The organism is Ruegeria sp. N10 (assembly GCF_056531545.1).
In genome coordinates this window covers 13,559-33,088 of sequence record NZ_JBQFLY010000023.1, presented here as the reverse complement: position 1 = coordinate 33,088, position 19,530 = coordinate 13,559, and the positions used below count along the sequence as shown (strand labels likewise).

16 protein-coding genes and 1 riboswitch are annotated in these 19,530 nt (G+C 59.7%); of the genes, 5 read left to right on the top strand and 11 right to left on the bottom strand.

The features are described from left to right. Positions 1-136: 136 nt before the first annotated feature. Genes ACR0JI_RS19890 through ACR0JI_RS19870 form a run of 5 tightly spaced genes read right to left on the bottom strand, consistent with a single transcriptional unit; the run spans position 137 to position 7,078 of the window. A complete protein-coding gene (locus tag ACR0JI_RS19890) occupies positions 137-2,767 on the bottom strand; it encodes a phosphoenolpyruvate carboxylase (protein ID WP_480496201.1) in 2,631 nt (876 codons plus the stop codon). Further along, on the bottom strand, positions 2,767-3,738 hold the full coding sequence (locus ACR0JI_RS19885; RefSeq protein WP_480489218.1) for a 2-hydroxyacid dehydrogenase: 972 nt from the start codon (positions 3,736-3,738) through the stop codon (positions 2,767-2,769). The genes ACR0JI_RS19890 and ACR0JI_RS19885 overlap by 1 nt, the downstream gene beginning before the upstream one ends. After that, on the bottom strand, positions 3,738-4,625 hold the full coding sequence (gene sucD / locus ACR0JI_RS19880) for a succinate--CoA ligase subunit alpha (RefSeq protein WP_209508187.1): 888 nt from the start codon (positions 4,623-4,625) through the stop codon (positions 3,738-3,740). Before sucD ends, ACR0JI_RS19885 begins: the two co-directional genes overlap by 1 nt. Continuing rightward, a complete protein-coding gene (locus tag ACR0JI_RS19875; protein ID WP_480496199.1) occupies positions 4,622-5,821 on the bottom strand; it encodes a malate--CoA ligase subunit beta in 1,200 nt (399 codons plus the stop codon). The genes sucD and ACR0JI_RS19875 overlap by 4 nt, the downstream gene beginning before the upstream one ends. A gap of 15 nt (positions 5,822-5,836) precedes the next feature. Beyond that, the gene (locus ACR0JI_RS19870) at positions 5,837-7,078 is read right to left on the bottom strand and encodes a pyridoxal-phosphate-dependent aminotransferase family protein (RefSeq protein WP_480496197.1); all 1,242 of its coding nucleotides are present in this window, start codon (positions 7,076-7,078) and stop codon (positions 5,837-5,839) included. 220 nt (positions 7,079-7,298) lie between these two features. On the opposite strand from ACR0JI_RS19870, the gene ACR0JI_RS19865 reads away from it, so the two are divergent. From ACR0JI_RS19865 to ACR0JI_RS19850, 4 genes are all read left to right on the top strand, one after another. Then, positions 7,299-7,928 (top strand): response regulator transcription factor, encoded by a 630-nt coding sequence (locus ACR0JI_RS19865; protein ID WP_480496195.1) that lies wholly within the window; start codon positions 7,299-7,301, stop codon positions 7,926-7,928. A gap of 245 nt (positions 7,929-8,173) precedes the next feature. Further along, the gene (locus ACR0JI_RS19860; RefSeq protein WP_480496193.1) at positions 8,174-11,887 is read left to right on the top strand and encodes a hypothetical protein; all 3,714 of its coding nucleotides are present in this window, start codon (positions 8,174-8,176) and stop codon (positions 11,885-11,887) included. Beyond that, the gene (locus tag ACR0JI_RS19855; protein ID WP_480496191.1) at positions 11,880-12,878 is read left to right on the top strand and encodes a hypothetical protein; all 999 of its coding nucleotides are present in this window, start codon (positions 11,880-11,882) and stop codon (positions 12,876-12,878) included. Before ACR0JI_RS19860 ends, ACR0JI_RS19855 begins: the two co-directional genes overlap by 8 nt. Before the next feature lie 75 nt (positions 12,879-12,953). Continuing rightward, positions 12,954-13,169 (top strand): hypothetical protein, encoded by a 216-nt coding sequence (locus tag ACR0JI_RS19850; protein WP_480496189.1) that lies wholly within the window; start codon positions 12,954-12,956, stop codon positions 13,167-13,169. 16 nt (positions 13,170-13,185) lie between these two features. Here ACR0JI_RS19850 and ACR0JI_RS19845 read toward each other — a convergent pair whose 3' ends face one another. From ACR0JI_RS19845 to ACR0JI_RS19820, 6 genes are all read right to left on the bottom strand, one after another. Continuing rightward, complete coding sequence (locus tag ACR0JI_RS19845) at positions 13,186-13,836, bottom strand: energy-coupling factor ABC transporter ATP-binding protein (protein WP_480484875.1); 651 nt, start codon at positions 13,834-13,836, stop codon at positions 13,186-13,188. Then, positions 13,833-14,612: a cobalt ECF transporter T component CbiQ gene (gene cbiQ, locus ACR0JI_RS19840; RefSeq protein WP_480496187.1), complete on the bottom strand. Its 780-nt coding sequence runs from the start codon at positions 14,610-14,612 to the stop codon at positions 13,833-13,835. Before cbiQ ends, ACR0JI_RS19845 begins: the two co-directional genes overlap by 4 nt. Next, positions 14,612-15,175, bottom strand: coding sequence for a cobalt ABC transporter permease (locus tag ACR0JI_RS19835; RefSeq protein WP_480496185.1), 564 nt, complete (start codon positions 15,173-15,175; stop codon positions 14,612-14,614). Before ACR0JI_RS19835 ends, cbiQ begins: the two co-directional genes overlap by 1 nt. Then, positions 15,172-15,783, bottom strand: coding sequence for a cobalt transporter CbiM (cbiM, locus tag ACR0JI_RS19830; protein WP_480496183.1), 612 nt, complete (start codon positions 15,781-15,783; stop codon positions 15,172-15,174). Before cbiM ends, ACR0JI_RS19835 begins: the two co-directional genes overlap by 4 nt. 6 nt (positions 15,784-15,789) lie before the next feature. Then, a complete protein-coding gene (locus ACR0JI_RS19825) occupies positions 15,790-16,575 on the bottom strand; it encodes a DUF4198 domain-containing protein (protein ID WP_480496181.1) in 786 nt (261 codons plus the stop codon). Between the two features lie 132 nt (positions 16,576-16,707). Next, positions 16,708-16,906, bottom strand: a riboswitch (cobalamin riboswitch). Between the two features lie 121 nt (positions 16,907-17,027). Then, complete coding sequence (locus ACR0JI_RS19820; RefSeq protein WP_480496179.1) at positions 17,028-18,233, bottom strand: ROK family transcriptional regulator; 1,206 nt, start codon at positions 18,231-18,233, stop codon at positions 17,028-17,030. A 174-nt stretch (positions 18,234-18,407) separates the two neighbouring features. On the opposite strand from ACR0JI_RS19820, the gene ACR0JI_RS19815 reads away from it, so the two are divergent. Beyond that, positions 18,408-19,427, top strand: coding sequence for a substrate-binding domain-containing protein (locus tag ACR0JI_RS19815; RefSeq protein WP_480489243.1), 1,020 nt, complete (start codon positions 18,408-18,410; stop codon positions 19,425-19,427). Positions 19,428-19,530: the final 103 nt, after the last annotated feature.

Sequence of the window (19,530 nt, the reverse complement as noted above, 5' to 3'; positions counted from 1 at the left end):
CTCGATCTCGTCGCGCTGACGACCCAGCTCAGACCGGATCGAGCCAAAAAGCTCAGGATCGCGGTCCGACAAGGACTGGGTGAAAAATCCGTTTGTTCGATGCGGGGCGTTCACAGTTTTGATCTCCTGAAAATGGTTAGCCGGTCCAGCCAAGACCAGCGGAAATGGCGTTCATGGATTGCAGCAGGGGCACGGGAACTGACCCTGCCTGCGGTTCGTTGCGGGCGTGTTGCAGCAGTTCGACCTGAAGAGCATGAATGCGGGCCAATTCGGCCTGTTTGCGGTCAAACCTCTCGCAAAGGCGGGGAAAGCGATGGCCGATGACCTGACCACCGGTCAGAAACCGGATCGCTTTGCAGGCACTATCGTGTTCCGCCTTGATCACCTGCGATACACGTTGACGGATCTCGATATCAGAGACCAACTCGCCATACTGCGCTGCGATTTCCATATCCGTCTGATAGAGCGATTTTTCCATCTCATCGACGGCAAGGCGGAACAGGCGGGAGTGTCGAAACATGTCGTGCAACACGTCATCACCGCGCGCGCCGCGAAACTTGCGAAAACTGGCCATGGCGGTGCCGAACCCGTACCAGCCGGTGATCAGGTGGCGGTTCTGCGACCACGCAAAGACCCACGGAATGGCCCGCAGGTCATCCAGACTGGCCGCGCCGAACCGGCGAGTCGGGCGGGACCCCATTTTCAGGCGGGCAAGTTCTTGGACGGGGCTCGCCTGCTGGAAATAGTCCAGAAAACCCGGCATCTGCAAAAGCGAGACATAGGCTGTCTGTGACAACTCTGACAAAGCATCCAATGCGTCATCAAATTCAGGCCGTGAAGGCGCCTCGTCAGGGGTCGCCGTATGGCGCATCGTGCTTGACAGCAACAACTCCAGATGCGCCGCAGCCGTGCCCCGGTTGGCATATTTGGCCGAAACCACCTCGCCCTGTTCGGTCACGCGCAGCCGCCCGGCAACTGTTCCGCTGGGCTGCGCGGCAATGGCACGCCCGGTCGGTGCACCACCCCGGCTGACCGAGCCGCCGCGACCATGGAAAAACGTGGCCTTGAAACCTTGCGAGGCCAGCGCCGAGACGATCCGGCGTTGGGCGCGCTCCAACTCCCATGTTGAGCAGAAATAGCCCCCGTCCTTGCCGCTGTCCGAATATCCCAGCATCACCTCGATTACCCGACCGTCGGTTTTGAGGCTGCGACGGGCAAGCGGGACAGCCAGAACGTCCAGCAGGATCGATGGGGCATTTCGCAAATCGGCAATTGTCTCGAACAATGGGACTACCGAAAGATCCAGAGTTTCGGAGCCAAACCCGGCATAGCGGGCCAATAGGTAGATGCCGAGAATGTCGTCGGCCGAACGGGTCATGGACAGGATGAAGGGCCCTATTGCCTTGGGGTCCGGTCCCGATCGCACACCATGGACCAGAGCCAGAAGAGCAAGCAGTTCCCGCGCCTGATCGCTTAACGCATCGCGGTCTTGATAAGGCAGGTTCTGATCGGCCAGTTCGGTTCGCAAGCGGGCAGACCATTCGGCTGTGCCGTAAATCGGCACCTTTCCGCTATGCGACCAGATTTCGGCCAGAACGTCGGTTGTGACGGTCGAATTCTGGCGGATGTCCAGCGTTGTGGTCCGAAACCCGAAAACCGAAGCGGCCCGGCGCAGCGGACGGATGTGCTGCCGCGCCAGAATATCCGCGTTGACCGAACATAAAGCGGTATCAAGCGTGTCGAGATCGCCCACGAATTGCGAGATGTGATCATAGCCGCTGTTTGTCAGCCGATAGCGAATGGCGTTGAGTGCTTGCCGGAACGGTTCATTCCGATTGCGTCCGGCGACCGGAGCCCGGTCAACTATCGCTTGTACTTGCGTCCTGACAGGTTCAGGTAAAGGCAATATCAGCGCGCTGATGCTCAACCTGCTTGCAGCACGTTCAAGTGCCTGGCGATATAGGTCCAGAACTGTTTCGCGTCCGCGTTTCAGCGCCAATGCGGTCATCTCGGTCGTGACATTCGGGTTGCCATCCCGGTCGCCGCCGATCCAGCTGTGAAAGCGGATATCGGGTGTATCGCTCAGCGTACGGCCCAGCACTTGCAGGCAGGCCTGATCGAACCGGCCCATAACCTGCGGCACGGCGTCAAAGATTGCATCGCGGAAGAACTGCAACCCCCATTCGATCTCGTCGTGCAGGCTTGGGCGCGACAGGCGGAGTTCGCCGGTCAGCCACAAGAGATCAATCTCTCCTTCCAGACCATTCAGCAATTCGGCGTGTTCTGTCGGGGTCCAGCGTTGCGTTTCAAGACTGACGAGGTTGCGGTAGATACGCCGGTGAATTTCCAGAACCGTAACCCGCTTGGCTTCGGTCGGATGCGCGGTCAGAGTGGGACCGGCACACAGGTCAGCGGTCAGCTTTTCAACCTGGCTATAGGTCAGGGACAAGTCCGTCAGGGCTTCGGCAAAACCGCCTTCTACCGCTTCTGCGCCGTTTTGGGTTTCGGTCAATCGACGGTCCCGAACCTCGGCGTTTTCATCGATGATGCACAACAGTTGGAACCAGATCGAAAGGGCCTGCAAATACGGCGTTGCTTCGGGTCCCGTGGGAATGGCTTGCAGCGGCGTGGCCTCGGCCCATGCCGCCACATGTGGCGCCCGTTTCAGCAATATGTTCCGCCACAACGCCCGCAATTCCGAGCGCAACCCTTCGGCATAGCTCGAGGGGTTGGGGGTGGACTGAATATTCGGGGCCAGCGCTTGCATCAGATCACGCGGTCCCGGGGTTCGCGGCCTTCAAAGAAATCATTCAGGTTATCGAGAACCCGAAACCCCATCGCCTCGCGCGCTTCGCGGGTGGCGCTGCCCAGATGTGGCAGCATCACGAGGTTGTCGCATTGCAGCAGGTCCGGGCTGATACGGGGTTCACCATCGAACACGTCCAGCGCGGCCCCGCCGATCATCTCGAACATCAGGGCCTGGATCAGCGCCCATTCGTCGATCACCTCACCGCGCGCGGTGTTGATCAGAAAGGCGTCGGGCTTCATCAGGCCCAGTCTGCGCGCGTTGATCAGATGCCGGTTTTCAGCCCCGCCGGGGCAATGCAGCGAAACGAAGTCGCATTGCGGCAGCAAGTCGTCAATCGAGGCCACCTGCGTTGCATTGCACCTGGCCAGCACATCCGGCGCTATCTGACTGCGGTTGTAGACGAGGATGTCCATGCCGAAGCCATGATGCGCACGGCGGGCCATCTCTTGCCCGATGCGGCCATAGCCGATGATGCCCAGCGTTTTGCCGCTGACCTTGGTTCCAACCAGATGCGTGGGCCGCCATCCGGTCCAGTTGCCGGACCGAAGCTCGCGCTCACCCTCGCCCGCGCGCCGGGCCACCATCAGCAGCAGGGTCATGGCGATGTCGGCGGTGCATTCGGACAGAACATCGGGCGTGTTCGTCACGGTCATGCCCAGCTCACGCGCCGAAGGTTCACAGATGTGGCTGTATCCTACACCGTAATTGGCAAGGATCTTTGTCTGTGCACCAGGGACATCCATTGCCTCGGCGCTCAGTGTGTCCGTTACAGTTGGCAGCACCGCGTCATAAGTTTTCAAGGCTTGCCGGATTTCGGCCGGGGACATGGGTTTGTCCCCGGTGTTCAGAACGGCATTATAGGTCTCGGCCAGCTGCGCCTCGACGGCGGCAGGCCAGCGACGGGTCACAAGAACCGAGGGTTTGACCATCACGCGGCCTCCATCACACGGGCAATTGTTTCACCGATCACCGCGGGGTTTTCGGCAACGGTCACCCCGGCGGCAGACAGGATCTCGACCTTTTCGCTGGCGCTTTCGCCAAAGGCCGAGATGATCGCACCCGCGTGGCCCATGGTGCGGCCCTTCGGAGCGGTCAGACCCGCGACATAGGCAATCACCGGCTTGGTGATGTGGTCGCGGATGTATTCGGCAGCCTCAGCTTCCTGTGGGCCGCCGATCTCGCCGATCATGGCGATGACATGGGTGTCCTCGTCCTCTTCGAACCGCTGCAGGATGTCCTTGAAGGATGACCCGTTGATCGGGTCGCCACCAATCCCGACACTGGTCGAGACACCGATGCCGCGTTCTTTCAGCTGCGCCGCAGCCTCATAGCCCAGCGTGCCCGAGCGGCCGATGATGCCGACATGGCCGGGCAGATAGATGTGACCCGGCATGATGCCCAGCAGCGCCTTTCCGGGCGAGATCGTACCGGCACAGTTCGGCCCGGTCAGCACCATGCGTTTCTCTTTCGGATAGCGGTACATGTACCGTTTCACCCGGATCATGTCCTGCGCCGGAATCCCGTCGGTGATGCAGACGCAGTAGCGGATACCGGCATCTGCGGCTTCCATGATTGAATCAGCCGCAAATGGCGGGGGCACAAAAACAAGGCTGGCATCCGCGCCGGTCGCCTCGACAGCCTGTTTGACGGTGTCAAAGACCGGAACACCTTCGACGGTTTCGCCGCCTTTGCCGGGTACGACACCGCCCACGACATTGGTGCCATAGTTCAACATGTCCTTGGTATGGAACCGGGCCATGCGGCCGGTAATGCCCTGCACGATGACGCGCGAGTCACGGTCGAGAAGAATGCTCATTTCACAGCCCTCATCTTGGTGCCTTGAGTAAGGTCGTTTTTCCATGCGCCAACAGCGCGTTCTGCCGCCTCCATCAGCGTTGTGGCGCGAATGATCGGCAGGCCGGACTTGGCCAGAATCTTCTGACCCTCTTCGACATTTGTCCCAGCCAGCCGCACGACGACCGGCAGGTCGATGTCAAGTTCCCGCAGCGCCTGAACGACGCCTTCGGCCACCCAGTCGCAGCGGTTGATACCGGCGAAGATGTTGACCAGAATGGCCTGAACATTGTCGTCCGACAGGACCAGACGAAACGCCTTGGCCACACGTTCGGGCGAAGCCCCGCCCCCGATGTCAAGGAAGTTTGCAGGCTCGCCACCGGCCAGCTTGATCGTGTCCATCGTGGCCATCGCCAGACCGGCACCGTTGACGATGCAGCCGATATTTCCGTCCAGCCCGACATAAGACAGTCCGCGGTCGGCCGCGCGGCTTTCGCGCGGGTCTTCCTGGCTTTTGTCACGCAGTTCAGAGATTTGTGGATGGCGGAACAGGGCGTTGTCGTCAAAGCTCATCTTGGCGTCAAGCGCCAGCACCCGGTCGTCACCCGTGATGACCAACGGATTGATCTCGACCATTGTCGCGTCAAGCTCGCTAAAAGCGGCATAGCAGCCCTGTAGCGTACGCACCATTTGCTGGATCAGCCTGGGCTCAAGCCCTAGGTTGAATGCGATCTCGCGCGCCTGAAATTCCTGAAGCCCAACCGCCGGTTCCACGATGGAGCGGACGATACTTTCCGGGCGGTCAGCCGAGATATCCTCGATCTCCATCCCGCCCTCGGACGAGGCCACGATCATCACCCTTTGGCTTGACCGATCGAGGACTAAACCCAAATAAATCTCGCGGTCAATCGGCACCGCGGCTTCGACATAGACGCGATAGATGCCTTTGCCTTCGGGGCCGGTCTGATGCGTGACCAGCTTGCGGCCAAACAGATCATCGCAGGCCTGATAGATTTCGTTCTCGGTGTTGCACAGCTTGACCCCTCCGGCCTTGCCGCGACCGCCTGCATGGACCTGCGCCTTGACGATCCATCTGTCACCGCCCAGCTCACGCGCCCGATAGGCCGCTTGCTCCGGACTGTAGGCCAGTGCGCCGGATGGTATGGCGACACCGAAATTCGAAAGAATTTCCTTTGCCTGATATTCGTGAATATCCATCTGATCCGCTCCTGTTTATGCAGCGATTGAGGTGCCGTAACGGCTTTCCAGCAGGTCTTCGATTGCGTTTTGGTCGACCGTTCCGCCCAGCTCTCGGATGGCTTCGGCGAACAGGCGCACGATCCGGCTGACGGCGTCGCGGTTCAATTGGTTGAGGATGCCGATGCGCACCTGCACGGGTGCGCTGAGCGTCGGCCAGATGCCAAACCCGCGCGCACGGCAGTTCTGGACCAGCTCCATCTCGCGGCCAGCCAGTTCCGGGGGCAGGTTCAGCACAATCAGGCTGGGCATGTCGGAGGTGACCTCGCAGCCCATTTCAGTAACAGCGTCGCGCAGAACCTTCTCATGCGTCTTGTACGATGCGGACCGCTTGGCCAGACCTTCCTGAAGAGTCAGGCGCAGGGATTCATGGAAGGCCGCAACGGCGTAGCCTGAATGGGTGCGGTGATAGGTGCCCTTTTCGACATCCTGCCCATCAACAATGCCCCAATGGCGGGCTTCAAAGATGGGATTGTGCACATAGGTATAGGCACCGGTGGTTCTGAGTGATGCGATATAGGCGTCGGTAAAGCTGACAGGGGCATAGGTTAGCGGCAGGCAGCATAGACCTTTCTGCGGGCAGGACGCCCATCCAGCGATGCCCGGAAAATCGTCTATCGAGAAGTCATCGACGCCCAGAGACGACACCGCATCGATCAGACCCATCACGCCATGACGTTCGCACACGTCGGAAAATCCGCGCAGGTCGTTGATGCGACCCGATCCGGTTTCCCAATGCGCCATGAAAGCCCATTTCGGTTTGTGCTGCGCCAGCGTCGCCTCGACTAGATCACCGGTGACCGGCTGGCCGTGCGGAACCTCGATCACGGTGACGCTGGCGGCCTGAGGCGCCATCGGGTTGGCTGCATGTTCTTCGGGCGTCGCCGCCTTGATCCGCAGGGTCAGCGCGTCGATCCCCGAGAATGTGCCGTTGGCAAAAGCTACGACCTTGTCGCCAGGCATGACAGCCGAAAACATGGTGTCCAGGGCGCTCCAACCGGTGCCGGCAACAGCAAAGGTATAGGCGTTTTGGGTGCCCCAGATTTTCCGCAGCATGTGCTTGCATTCGACCATCCCCCTAAGGACGTCCCCCTGCATGTGATCGGCAACGCCTGCATTGGCAAAGGCCTTGAGGACGCGGGCATCCGTGTTACCCGGCCCCGGCCCCGCAGCGAGGGTTTGGGGGATTTCGAGCGGAGGGAAAATCTGAAAAGTCATGGTCTGGCATCCTCGGCTGTTGGCCGGGCATTGCGGCCCGTCGTGTCAAGTTACCGAGCAGGAAACGCGAGCTTGCCTTATGACGCAACGTAACTTACTACTGCTTTTGGATGGCCAATAGGATGGGGCAATACCTACCCGTTTTGGTAAAAATACGAAGGTATACAAAGAAGCACCCTATCCTTATGGGTAGGTTTTTCCGAATTCGGGGCAAAATCATATGGTTGAGACACCGAGCAAACCCATCGACATCATGCTGGCGGACGGCAACCCGCTGGTTCTGTCGGCCATGTCCGAGATATTCGAGCGGGACCCCCGATTCTCGCTGATGGCCACGTCAGCAACGGCCGAAGGGTTTCTAGGAACGGTGATGCGGGTTCCCGTTCAGGTTGGTGTCGTCGACTGGACGCTTCCGGTTTTGGGGGCCGCCAAACTGATCGAGGTTCTGCGCGATCAGCCCAACGCCCCGCGCTTTGTCGTTTATGGCGACACTGGCGGCGATGTCCCGCGATTGGCGATGCAGGCGGGTGCGGCTGGATTTGCCGCCCGCACGGGCGAGGTTGAGGGCCTGCTGGAAACCTGCGCCAAAGTCGCGGCGGGTAAGATGGTGTTCCCGTTCGTAGATATCCGGAAAATGCAACAGGACCCGATCCAGAGCCTATCGCGTAAAGAACGCGCAATTCTGGAGGCGCTGGCGCAGGGAATGTCGAACCGGGATTTGTCAAAGGAACTTCAGATTTCGACCAACACGGTCAAGTTCCACCTGTCCAACATCTATGAAAAGCTGAGTGTCAAAAACCGCACGCAGGCCATTGCGTATTTCTATTCCTCTCAGCAGTCGCGAAACTAGACCAAAGGCGATCTGGGTTCTGGTGTTTCCCGACAGGTTTTTCCTCTGGCCCTGACTAATTCTGGATACCGTCAGCGGCAAGAGACACTACGCTTGCCCTGAGCGCTTTGCCGCGCGTTGCAGCGGGTACAACCCTGCGTTGCTTCCGCGAATCCCCCAGACATGTTACCTTGGGTCACCTTTAATGATTTGACTTATTTTTCTGACATCTCGTTTTTTCAGCTCTTTCTCGAGAGGTGACGTTCATGTCCGACTCCAGCAGTGAGCCCCCGCGCATAACGCTGTCCCTACCAAATCTTCGGCCAAACCCATCGATATCAGCGGAAATTTCCGGCACTGTCGCGGCTGGTGCGCAAGCTGTTGAAGATCTGAAGCGGGTTGAGGCGGAAAAGCTCAAGGCATTGCGCCGTGGCGTCGGAATTGAGCTGTCCACAGAAGTGATCAACGATCTGGTCGACCGGCGTGTTCAGTCGACAGGCGCGGTTTTTCGCCAGCTTGCAACCATTCGCGAAGATCTGGCCGGAGGCTTTCTGGGGGCGGTCGTTCACACCCTTGCCCCGAAACTGCGGGGGGAACTGATCAACCCGGACGGGACCCCTGCCGAACGTGTGATCGTCGAGGTCCTGCGCCCCACCTTTAACGCCAATGAAGGGATCGACAACGCGGATTTCTCGTGGGCTGTCAAAGCCGCCGTCACGGACGCGCGCGGGATCTTCTCGCTTGATCTGCCCAATCTTCGCCTGCCACAGAACGGCCTGCGGTTGCGGATCAGGGGTCAAAACACCACCCTGACAGAAGCCGTGCCGCGCGTTGACGCGCTGGACGGCGAAATGGGCCTTGTGGTGCTGGATCGCACGCTCCTGCCTTTGCAGCGTTCGATCGTCGGCGAGCTGGCCGATATCTTGCCTGTGGATCCCGAGGATGCTGAAGAAAACATATCCGATTTCACCGGTTCGCAGGCCCCTATCGTGCTGGGCGAGGGCGATTGCGCGTCGGAGTACCGAACCGAAGGCGGCACGGTTTCACGGCGGCGCTATTCGGTTTTGTACCGGCTGATTGATCCCCTCGTCGGGCCCAAGAATATCGTTCGAACGCGCCCCATAGGTGGGGGCCGCTTTGTGACGACTATCCCGGGCACAGCCTTTGCTCAGGCCAATCTGTCAGCCGAAACGCTTCTGGCGGCGTTTAACAATGACGGGGGTGATTGGGATTTTCGAGACCGGATTCCGATTGACGAACCCATTGATATTGAAGACTTCTTTGAAGATCTTGAGGAACGGCCTCAGGATGTGCCCAAAGCGTCGAGCCTTGCGCTTGGGTATATTGCCAAGATGCGGTCGACGGCTGTCCACGCTGGCATGTCTTTGGGTCGGCTGGTCTATTCCCTACCGCTTGCCCCCGGAGAAGAGCAGCGGATTGTCGTGTCGGAACAGCGCGAAACACTGAGCGTACGTGAACGAGAGAGCCTGACATTTGAAGAACAACAGGAATTCGAGGAAGCCCGCGACACGTCCTTTGACAGTACGTTTGAAAGCGCGCTGGATGAGGTAATTCAGGGTACGTCTTCGTTTTCGACCCGCGCTTTTTCAAAGAGCTTCGGGGGCGCAGGTGGCGTTGGTGGCGGCCTGTTCGGAGGCATCGGGGCCATAGTCGGCGGCGTGGGCTTCAGCGGCGCACGGTCCAGTTCGAATTCTTCCGGCAATTCGTCCAACACGCAGAACACATCGCGCGATTTTCTGTCCGACACGCATGAGACATTCTCTGCCGCGCTTGAACGGGCGGCTTCGGTCAAGCGCAACTCGGCACGGACCAGTGTGCGCACTGCAACTGCGACGGATCGGCGAACGGCCACAACGAAATTCGTGGCCAACCGCAATCATTGCCACGCAATGACCATGCAATGGTTCGAAGTCCTGCGCGACTTTTCCTTGGAAACGCGTATCGAGGGCGTGCAGTTGGTGGTCTTTGTGCCGATGCAACTCATCCGCTTCCGCCGTCTGGGGCAAGGTGACCAGTTGCCGGGCAATGTCACCCGGTCCGGATTGCTGAGCCGGTACAAGGTCATCCTGCGCCATGCAGAAGTGTTCCGGCGCGTGTTCCGAAACCGCCGCAGATTCCGCAGCGCCCTGAAGCTTCTGGAAGAGTTTTATGCGGACAAGGACGCAACACCGCAGAACGCGCCCGGTGTCGCACAGGACATCGTCAGTTTCGAGGCGCAGGGCACGTTCATGCCCAATGATGACATTTCAGCCGTAATCTTCACGCAGGATGGCGACCGGGTCGGACCTGTGCCGCTGACCGGATCGCCGATAGACATCGACAACCTGCATGACCTGCCAGCGGAAACCCGCGAGAACCTGCTTGTCCGGCTGGCTGATGCGCGACGTGATCCGACCAAGCGCCGGACCTATACCGGGTCTGTGGCTTTGCCCCGTTCGGTCGAGCGGTCGGATATCGCGCGTGTCGAGCTGCGCAGGCGGACGGGTTCGTTTGCCTACTCGTTCTACACCGGTCCTGATCCCATCAATATTTTCAACATCTGGGAACATCTGGCCAATCTGGAAGATGCCGACGATCTGGATCGGGCCACCCGCAATATCAACCGCAGCCTTCGCACCACGATCTCGGGCTCGGACTTTGACGATCTGGTAGGACCGCCCATGATCAGCGAGTTTGAGGCGCGTATGAACGAAAACGCCCAGACCGTTGTTGATGACAATACGTTCCAGGCGTTGCCTGCCACCCTGCCCTATTCCGTGCAGGAAGTGCCGGACGTTCTGTCACGCCGGGATCTGCGCCGCATCGAAGAAATGTACCAGCATGTTGTAGCCAACACCGTTCGCTATTCCCGCGTGATCTGGGCCAGCATGACGGACGAAGAACGTGCGATCCTGCTGGAGCGTTTCACCATCGGGGTACCGGAAGGCGGGCTGGACGATGCCTCAAGCGAGATATCGCTGCTCAGCACCGTCCAGAACAAGGTGTTGGGGTTCTATGGCAATGCCATGATCATGCCCTTCTCGATCCCGCCCGATCTGGCCGACCGGATGGAGATGCGGACCGGTGACATTCAGGACAGTCTTCTGGCCTTCCATCGCGAAGACTTCCGACCACCGCGCCGCACGATCTCGCTGCCGACCAGGGGCCTGTTGGGCGAGGCTGTATTGGGCCGCTGCAATTCCTGCGAGATGATCGACCATCGCCGCTTCTGGAACTGGCAGGACAGCCCGACACCGCCGCCGGTTGGCGACGCACCGGTCCTGCCTGCTGACAGTGACGCCATCTTTGGTACCCGTGCGCCGTCAGACCTGCCGAACAACCAGCCTTCGAACACGCTGACCATTGCAGGGGGCGACATTGGCACCGGCCAGGCTGTGCCCACGTCGCAACTGGCCGAAATCCTCAAGGCTGCGCCCGATCTTGCGCGGGCGGGAACTGATCTGACAGGCCTGAAGGAGTTGCAGGCGCAACTGGCGCTTGAAACGCAATCGGTCGCCGCCGGTCGGGACAAGGCCATCGACACGGCGACGGATCTGACCAAGGAGCTGGTTGGAAAGGCCACGGAACTTGCGGGTAAAGGTCAGGAAATCGCTGCCGCCCGCAAAGAGGAAGAGGCCAAGAAGGCCGCCGCTGACAAGAAGGCATTCGACGCCAGCAATGCCGCCAAGATCAAGGGGTTTGAGGATATCGCCAAGAACGCTTCGGGTGTTTCCGCGCTGATCGGTGGGCAACCGGATGGCAACCGGGCCGGTTTCGTTCAAAACCTGTTCAAGGATTTCCCCGGCGGGGCTACGGCTTTGGCCAACCCGTCCAACACGCTGCTTCTGGCCAAGCTTTTCGGGGCCTTCACCAAGGCAAATGCGGATGCTGATGACGGCAGCGCGACCAAGGCCGGCAGCCAGTCGGTGCTGGATTTCCTCAATGGCCTGAACGCCCCTGCGGAGGACGACAATGAGTGACACGAGCACAAATGTGACGGACAAACCGGGAATTGATGAAAGCCTTGCCGAGGCGATCATCAATATCCTTGAAACGACCAACTCTCCAGCGATCCAGCGTGCCCGTGAGGTGATTGCCCATAGGCTGGCCATTGCGGGCGATATTGCCCCTTCGCGCATCCCTGCGCCGCGCAACATCACTGAGATCGGCGGCTATATCAATCTGCTGAGCGAGTATGGTGAGGCCGAACAGCGCGCACGCATGATCGCGGCCGCTTTGGGTATCGCGGGACCGCAGATTTCGCTGCCGCAGCCGGGTGCCGTTCCGCCGATGTCTTTCATCACTCGCGACGGTGCAAGGCCCGTAGGTCCGCAGCAGGCCAGTTTTCCGCTGAGCTACACGATCCGCAGTGATTTCGTTCCGGCCTTCGACAATGCGTTGCAGGAGATCGCGATACGTGGCGGTGCGGTGCCGATCCTGACACCTGTCAGGGTCCTTCCGGCCGCCGGATCAGGCCCCGTGACCGACGGCATCGCACAGCTGGCTTTGATCGGTCGAACCCTCAGCCTGGCACCGACTGCGGCGCTGCATGCCGTGGCCACCGACCCCCTGTCGCTCAGCCGTCCGACTGCGGGTGGCGGGTTCGAGGTTCTGGCACGGGTCATCGACGCCGCCGCCCCGATTGCCGGGACCATCGCGGCGGCAGACTGGACAAGCTGGGAATGCGATGCTGCTGCCTGTTCCGAGGTTGACAGCAACGATGCGCGCTTTGCCCTTTCACCGATCCTGAATGCGGCCGGTTGGCACCAGGCCGCTGATCCCGGCAATCCCAACAGCCTGTCCGATCCCGGCAGCTGGGCCGCGTGGCAGAACATCACCGGGCTTGTACCCGGCGTCACGCGGTTCGCGGATGAGCTGCAATTGCTGTACCCTGCCGAGATGCTCATCACCTCGCCGGTTTTCAATCAACTGGACAATGTCTGGACGGGAAGCGCCTTCGCCGCGCCATAGCAGCCCCCTGTGGCCGCAGCAAAGTGATTTGGCGGCACTAGGCTTTTGCGGCTACGCTTGAACAGGAGGGGCGCCATGCAAAACCCGGAACGTTTCGAAAAATTCTACTTTGCCAAAGTTGGCATGGGCGAAGCCTGCGGTTGCGCCGAGCGCATCATCGACGTTTTCGAGTTCAACCGAAAAGGTGGCGCGCCGTCGAAACACCCGGTGAAACAGGACCGGCGCAGACGTCTGTCGTTTCGGGCATGGGCGGTCAGATATGGGCTTATGAGCCGGAAGCGGCAGGGCTGAACCCGGATTGGTCCTGTCAGACAGCAACCAGTTTTCCGTCTCGCAAATCCAGCGCATCCGGTGCCAGTTCAGCACGGAAGGCCGGGGAATGGCTGACAAGAAGGATCGCTTGCGGCAATTCCCGGAGGATTTCCAGCAGCCGGGCCTCGTTCCGTGGGTCCAGCGCGTTGGTGGGTTCATCAAGCAGCAGAACCTCGGGCTCCATCGCCAGAACGGTCGCCAGCGTAACCAGCCGTTTTTCACCCCCTGACAATTTGTGGGTGATGCGGTTCTTCAGATGCATCAGGTCCAGATCACTCAATACGTTTTCAACGATAGCAAGCGCTTCGTCGCGCGTTCTGCCCAGGTTGAGCGGGCCAAAGGCGATATCCTCGGCGACGGTCGGGCAGAACAGTTGATCATCCGCATCCTGAAACACAAGCCCCACCCGGCGGCGTACGTCGTGAAAATCGGCCTCTTGCACCCTTTGCTGACCAAAGATCGTGACCGTGCCGGACCGTGGGCGCTGCAAGCCAAGCGTGATGCGCAGCAAGGTCGATTTTCCCGCCCCGTTCGGACCCGTCAGCGACAGGCGTTGACCAGCGGACAGGCTGAGGCTGGCACCGTCCAGAACGGGTGGCTGACCAGGGTAGGCAAAGCAGATATCTTCAAGCGCAATCAGTGTCATGCCAAATCCAGTATGATCAGACCCGCGCAAAGGGCACCAAGACCTGCGGCAAAAACGATGTCCCTTCGGGTCAGGGCAAAGTCCTGAAGCAGCAGCATACGGCCTGAAAACCCCCGGCATTTCATCGCATCAAGTATGCGTTCGGATCTTTCGATCGCGCGCACCAGCATCATGCCCACGAGATAGCCAAAACTACGATAGGTGTGCCAGTTTGTTGCCGGGCGAAAACCGCGTACCTTCATGGCCGCGCGCAGGCGCAGGTATTCTTCCCGCAGAACCTCGATATATCGGATGGTGAACATCAGAAGGTGAACCAGCTTTTCGGGGCAGCGCAGGCGGTGCAGGGCGTGGCCAAGCGTGACCGGCTCCATCGTGCCGACCAGCACCATCAGGGACAGGATGACCGCGTTGGCCGTCAAGGCGATCTCGACCGCTTTCCAGAAACCCTGCCAGCTTGCGGGAAACCCCCAGAGCGTGAACATCGGGTCGCCGGGCATGGAGAATGGCAACAGCACCAGCATGAAAAGGATGAACCCATCCATCATGGCCATGCGTTTCAACGTTTTCCGCCAGGGCAGACGCGACGCGGCAAGAAGCGAAAGGGACACCGCCAGAGCCGCGCACAGCGCTGTCAGCGAGGACACCGCCACTGTCACCACCGCGAAGACAACCGCCATAACGATCCGCATCCTAGGATCAAGCGGGTTGATCGCGCCGCGCCGCTGCGCGCCCGCTTTGACCAGCGTGCTTTCCTGTTGTCCCAGAACATGCGCCATCAGGCCGCCAGCTTGCGGCGTGCCGCAAAGTAGAAGCCCAGACCAAACAGACCGACAATATATCCGATCCCACCCAGAACAGTTTGCAGATCATTTTGTTCGCGGTAAGCCGCGATTTCCCGACGCAGCGGGCGCAGCTCATCCCGCACGGCCCTGGCAATGACCTGTTGTTGTTCAGTGCTGAGCACCGCCGCTGTCTGGGCAGGTGCGTTTGTTGGCGGGGTATCAGGTTCCGCTTCAACGCCCATGATCCGGGCGACATCCGCAGCGGGCATGGTGACCTCGGCCACATGTCCGGCACCAAGGTTTGCAAAGAATGTATGGGCCACCGGCGCGTTTGGCGTGTAGATAAAAAACCCGTCTGCATCTGTTACGATACGGCCCAGCTCGGCTCCGTCCGGGCCGTTGACGATGACCTCGGTATCGCTTGCCATGTCGCCGTTGGAAAAGCCGATTTCGCCTTCGATGGCGTCACCGGATTTAAACACTCCGGCTATGACCTTATGCGCCAAGGCAGGTAGGGGTGCACAGCACAGCGCCAGAATGATTGCCAGATACCTCATGCGACCGCTCGTTTGACAAACAGCTCGGGCTTGACCTTGCGCGCCAGCAAAACCGCGAACCCGGTCAGGATCGCCTCAATCGCCATGACAGGAATATGTGCAAAGAAAACAAGCTTGGCCGCAGGCAGGAAGGCATCCCCGGACAAGGCCAGTGAAAACGCAACCATGCCGGTTGTGGCGGCAATGGCAAAGGCACCGCCGACCCCGCCCCATATCGCACCTTGCAGAGGTGAGCCGTGGGCGATCAGGCGGCTAAAGATCAGTCCGGCCAGAACCGCGGGCAACGCGATGTTCAGGGTGTTGATCCCCAATACCGTCAACCCGCCAAAGCCAAAGAAGACGGCTTGCAGCAAAAGCCCGACGAACAGGGCCGGGAATGCGGCCCACCCCAGCAAAAGCCCGGCCATACCGTTGAGGATCAGGTGCACCGACGACGGACCAATAGGAACATGGATCAGCGATGCCACGAAAAAGCTGGCTGACAGCACCCCCGCAGTGGGGATGCGATCAAGATCCAGCGACCTGAGGCCCATGGCAATTCCACCCGCCGCAGCGACGGCGCCGCCGATCACAACCGGGTTGGACAAGGCTCCGTCAACGATATGCATCTACGGTTACTCCAAATCCCAGGCGCGGATCCAGATGACCGCGTCCTGGCTGAGTTCTTTGCCATTGTGTTCGGTCACGGGACCGGCGCCGAGCGCTGCAAAACCCCAATATCCGGCTTTTGGAACGCCGAATGTGAAATACCCGTTATCATCCGAAGTTGCGACCAATGCACCACCCGGCAACGGCGAGACGGTCGGGGCCGAAGCAGCCGTGCTTTCCATGTCCGGTTCTGCGGCCATGTACTCGATCTCGATCTCGGCACCCGCAACCGGTTGGCCTTCTGCCATAACTCGACCCGTAAAGGTCGAACCCGCGATGATGTTGGTCGGTTTGTTGAGCGGGATGATCTCAACCGGCAAGCCCACCGGGTTCATCCAGTCGGTCGGCAATTCGTTGCGGTTCAGGAATGCCTTGGCGATCTGCTGGATATAGATATCCTCAGACCCCTCGTAATAGGGCTGGGGAACTGTCACCAGCACATAGTCGCCCGACCGTTTGACCGGAACATAACCCGTGAATGCCGCGCCTTCGTTTTCCCCACCGGTGAAACGCACGGGTTCCAGAGTGTCCAGCAGGTCGGTTTTCTGACCGTTGTGGATCACGTAGAATTCCTGCGGCTTGTCCAGATCCATGACATGCCCGTTCGAGAACGGATGCCAGAAGATCAGCTTGACCGGAACATTCCCCGGTGCGTCGATCATGGTGTCAGAGGTGTATTCCAGCAGGAAATGCGCATTTGCCATCGCTGGAAGCGCCATCGCCACAGCGGCTGCAGAAAGCAGCTTGGTCATCAATAGTCGTCCTTGTCCCATCGTACCAACCCCGGTACGAGATGCGTTTTGACTGCGGGGACGTCCAAGCCGAGCTGCTTTTTCAAGCATCCTGCTCCGACGCACATCCCGTCGCCGATTAGGAGTGCCCTTGTCAAAGGCACATGTCCGGCAGGTATCCTGACTTGCGGGTCAAAGCGTTGGGCTGGCCTTCCCGGATTAACTCCAGTGGCACTTCAGCCCTGCTCGCCGCTTACAGTTGCGGGTGCAGTTGCGGAATTGGGCCAAAGCCCGCACCGCATTCCCTATTGATTCCAGAGCACGCCCCGGAACCGGACATGCCGAGCGGCTTGCCAGACTTCTTCGGCATCCGTCAACGATCAATTGCGCTGGCTGTCAAAAAGTTCAGCGGGCAATGCCCTTTTTCCGGTTGATCCGCTTTGGATACAGGTCGGGGTTTTTCGGGGATGAACCTACCCCTCGAGCAGGTATCTTTCCGACAATGGCAAACTGGCCGCCCCCAATGACCGGGCATCCGGGCCCGCCGCCCCTGCCAGCACCAAGGGCCGTTCAAGCCCGGTCAGGTTCATATGGGATAGTTTGAGCTCAACCCTTTCCACCAGCCGCGCCTTGATATCAGCAGGCATCCAGCCATCAATCTTGACACATTCGAAATCGATCAGGCTGCAAGAAGAGACGATGGCATGGGCGATTCCGTGCGCCGCCTGGTTCAGCCAATTCTCAAGGTGGGTTTCCGGTACGTCCCAATGCAGTGTCGTTTCCCAGATTGAACCGGCTGTTGCGGCATTTCCACCAACCGCACGCTCCAGCACATAAAGACTGGCGACATCTATCAACGGTTTCACTCCGCCCACTTCGTCCGGCACAGGCAATGGGCCAAGCGCACCGGCATTTCCCCGCCCTGAAAAGATGGAGCCGTTCAGAACCACCCCGCCCCCGATGAAGAAGCCGACATAGAAATACAGGAAATCTCGCGGGCCTTCTGCAGGGCCAAACACCAGCTCGGCACCGCAGGCGGCCGTTGCGTCGTTTTGCAGGAAAACCGGCACGTCATAGCTAGCGGCCAACGCGCCTTTCAGGTCCGCGTCACGCCACGGATCCATTTTCTCCTGCGGAACCTGCAATGTCTGTGCCCAGTCCCAAAGGTAGAATGGCATCGCAATCCCAAGACCCGCGATCCTGCCGCGCGCTTCGGGCGACAGCGACGTCATCACTTTGTCGAGGCTTTCCTTGGAAAAGCTCAGTGTCGCCTCGGGCGTCGGAAAATCATAAGTCCGCCGCTCACGGTGCCTGACATTGCCAAGGAAATCCGTCAGCACCAGCTCGGTACTGCGCCGCCCGACTTTGAGCCCAAAGAAATACGCGCCATCCGGATTCAGGCGCATGGGAACCGAGGGCTGCCCGACTTTTCCCCGGATCGGTTCGCCCCGCAGAAGCAGCCCATCGGTTTCCAACTGGCGCATGATGACCGAAACCGTCTGTGCCGACAGCCCGGTCATCCGCGCGATCTCAGATTTTGCAAGGGCCTGATGGCGCCGGACCAGTGACAGGACAAGCCGTTCATTTCGGGCCCGCATTCCGCTTTGATTGGTGCCGCGCATGTCTGGCTCGCGTACGCCAGCGGTATTGTCCAAAGAGTTGTTTGCAGACACGGCCATCCCCTTCGTGACGACAATGTTGAAACCCTTCCTTTCTGTCAATAATAAATAAGAGTGATTTATTTATTGACTCAAAATTCGAATCTTGTGATGGTTTTCACGTTCGATCGGGCCGGATTTCGCCCGATCAGACGTATGCCCTGACGGGCATTGGGAAAACTGGGAGGACTACCGATGAAACTTGCGAAACTTGCAGGCGCTACGGCGCTGGCGGTTACGGCCATGGCAAGCAGTGCAATGGCCGAAGGTGAAACCGTTTGCCTGATCACCAAGACGGATACCAACCCTTTCTTTGTCAAAATGAGAGAGGGCGCGACAGCCAAAGCCGAAGAGCTTGGCATGACGCTGAAGGCCTTTGCCGGCAAAGTCGACGGCGACCACGAAACTCAGGTTCAGGCCATCGAAACCTGCATACTGGATGGCGCAAAGGGTATCCTGCTGACCGCGTCAGATACGTCGTCTATCGTTCCGGCGGTGCAGCAGGCCCGCGATGCCGGGCTGCTGGTGATTGCGCTGGACACCCCGCTTGAGCCTATCGACTCGGCCGACGCGACCTTTGCCACCGACAATTTCCTTGCGGGGCTTCTGATCGGACAATGGGCAAAAGCCACTCTGGGAGATGCGGCAAACGACGCCAAAATCGCCACGTTGGACCTTGCGGTCAGCCAGCCCACTGTGGATGTGCTTCGCAATCAGGGGTTCCTGCAGGGGTTCGGTGTTGATCTGGCCGATCCGAACGTGATTGGCGATGAAGACGACCCGCGTCTTGTTGGCAGCGATGTCACCGCTGGCAACGAAGAAGGCGGCCGCCGCGCGATGGAGAACCTGCTGGCCAAAGACCCGATGATCAACGTGGTGCATACCATCAACGAACCGGCGGCAGCGGGTGCTTACGAGGCGCTCAAGGCTATCGGGCGCGAAAATGACGTGCTGATCGTTTCCGTCGATGGCGGCTGCCCCGGCGTGCAGAACGTGGCGGACGGGGTCATCGGCGCAACATCCCAGCAATACCCGCTGCTGATGGCATCGCTGGGCGTTGAGGCTGTCAAGAAATGGGCGGACGAAGGGACGAAACCCGAGAACACACCCGGTAAGGACTTTTTTGACACTGGCGTGGCGCTTGTGACGGATAAGGCCGCCGACGGCGTCGAGTCCATCTCGGTTCAGGAAGGCATGGACCTCTGCTGGGGTTAAGCTGAACGTGTGGAAGGCCGCTGCGCGGCCTTCCACTTATCAAAACCACCCACACGCCCGAAACCTTGCTAAAGTCGTCATAAACCTGACGCTTTGGGGGAAG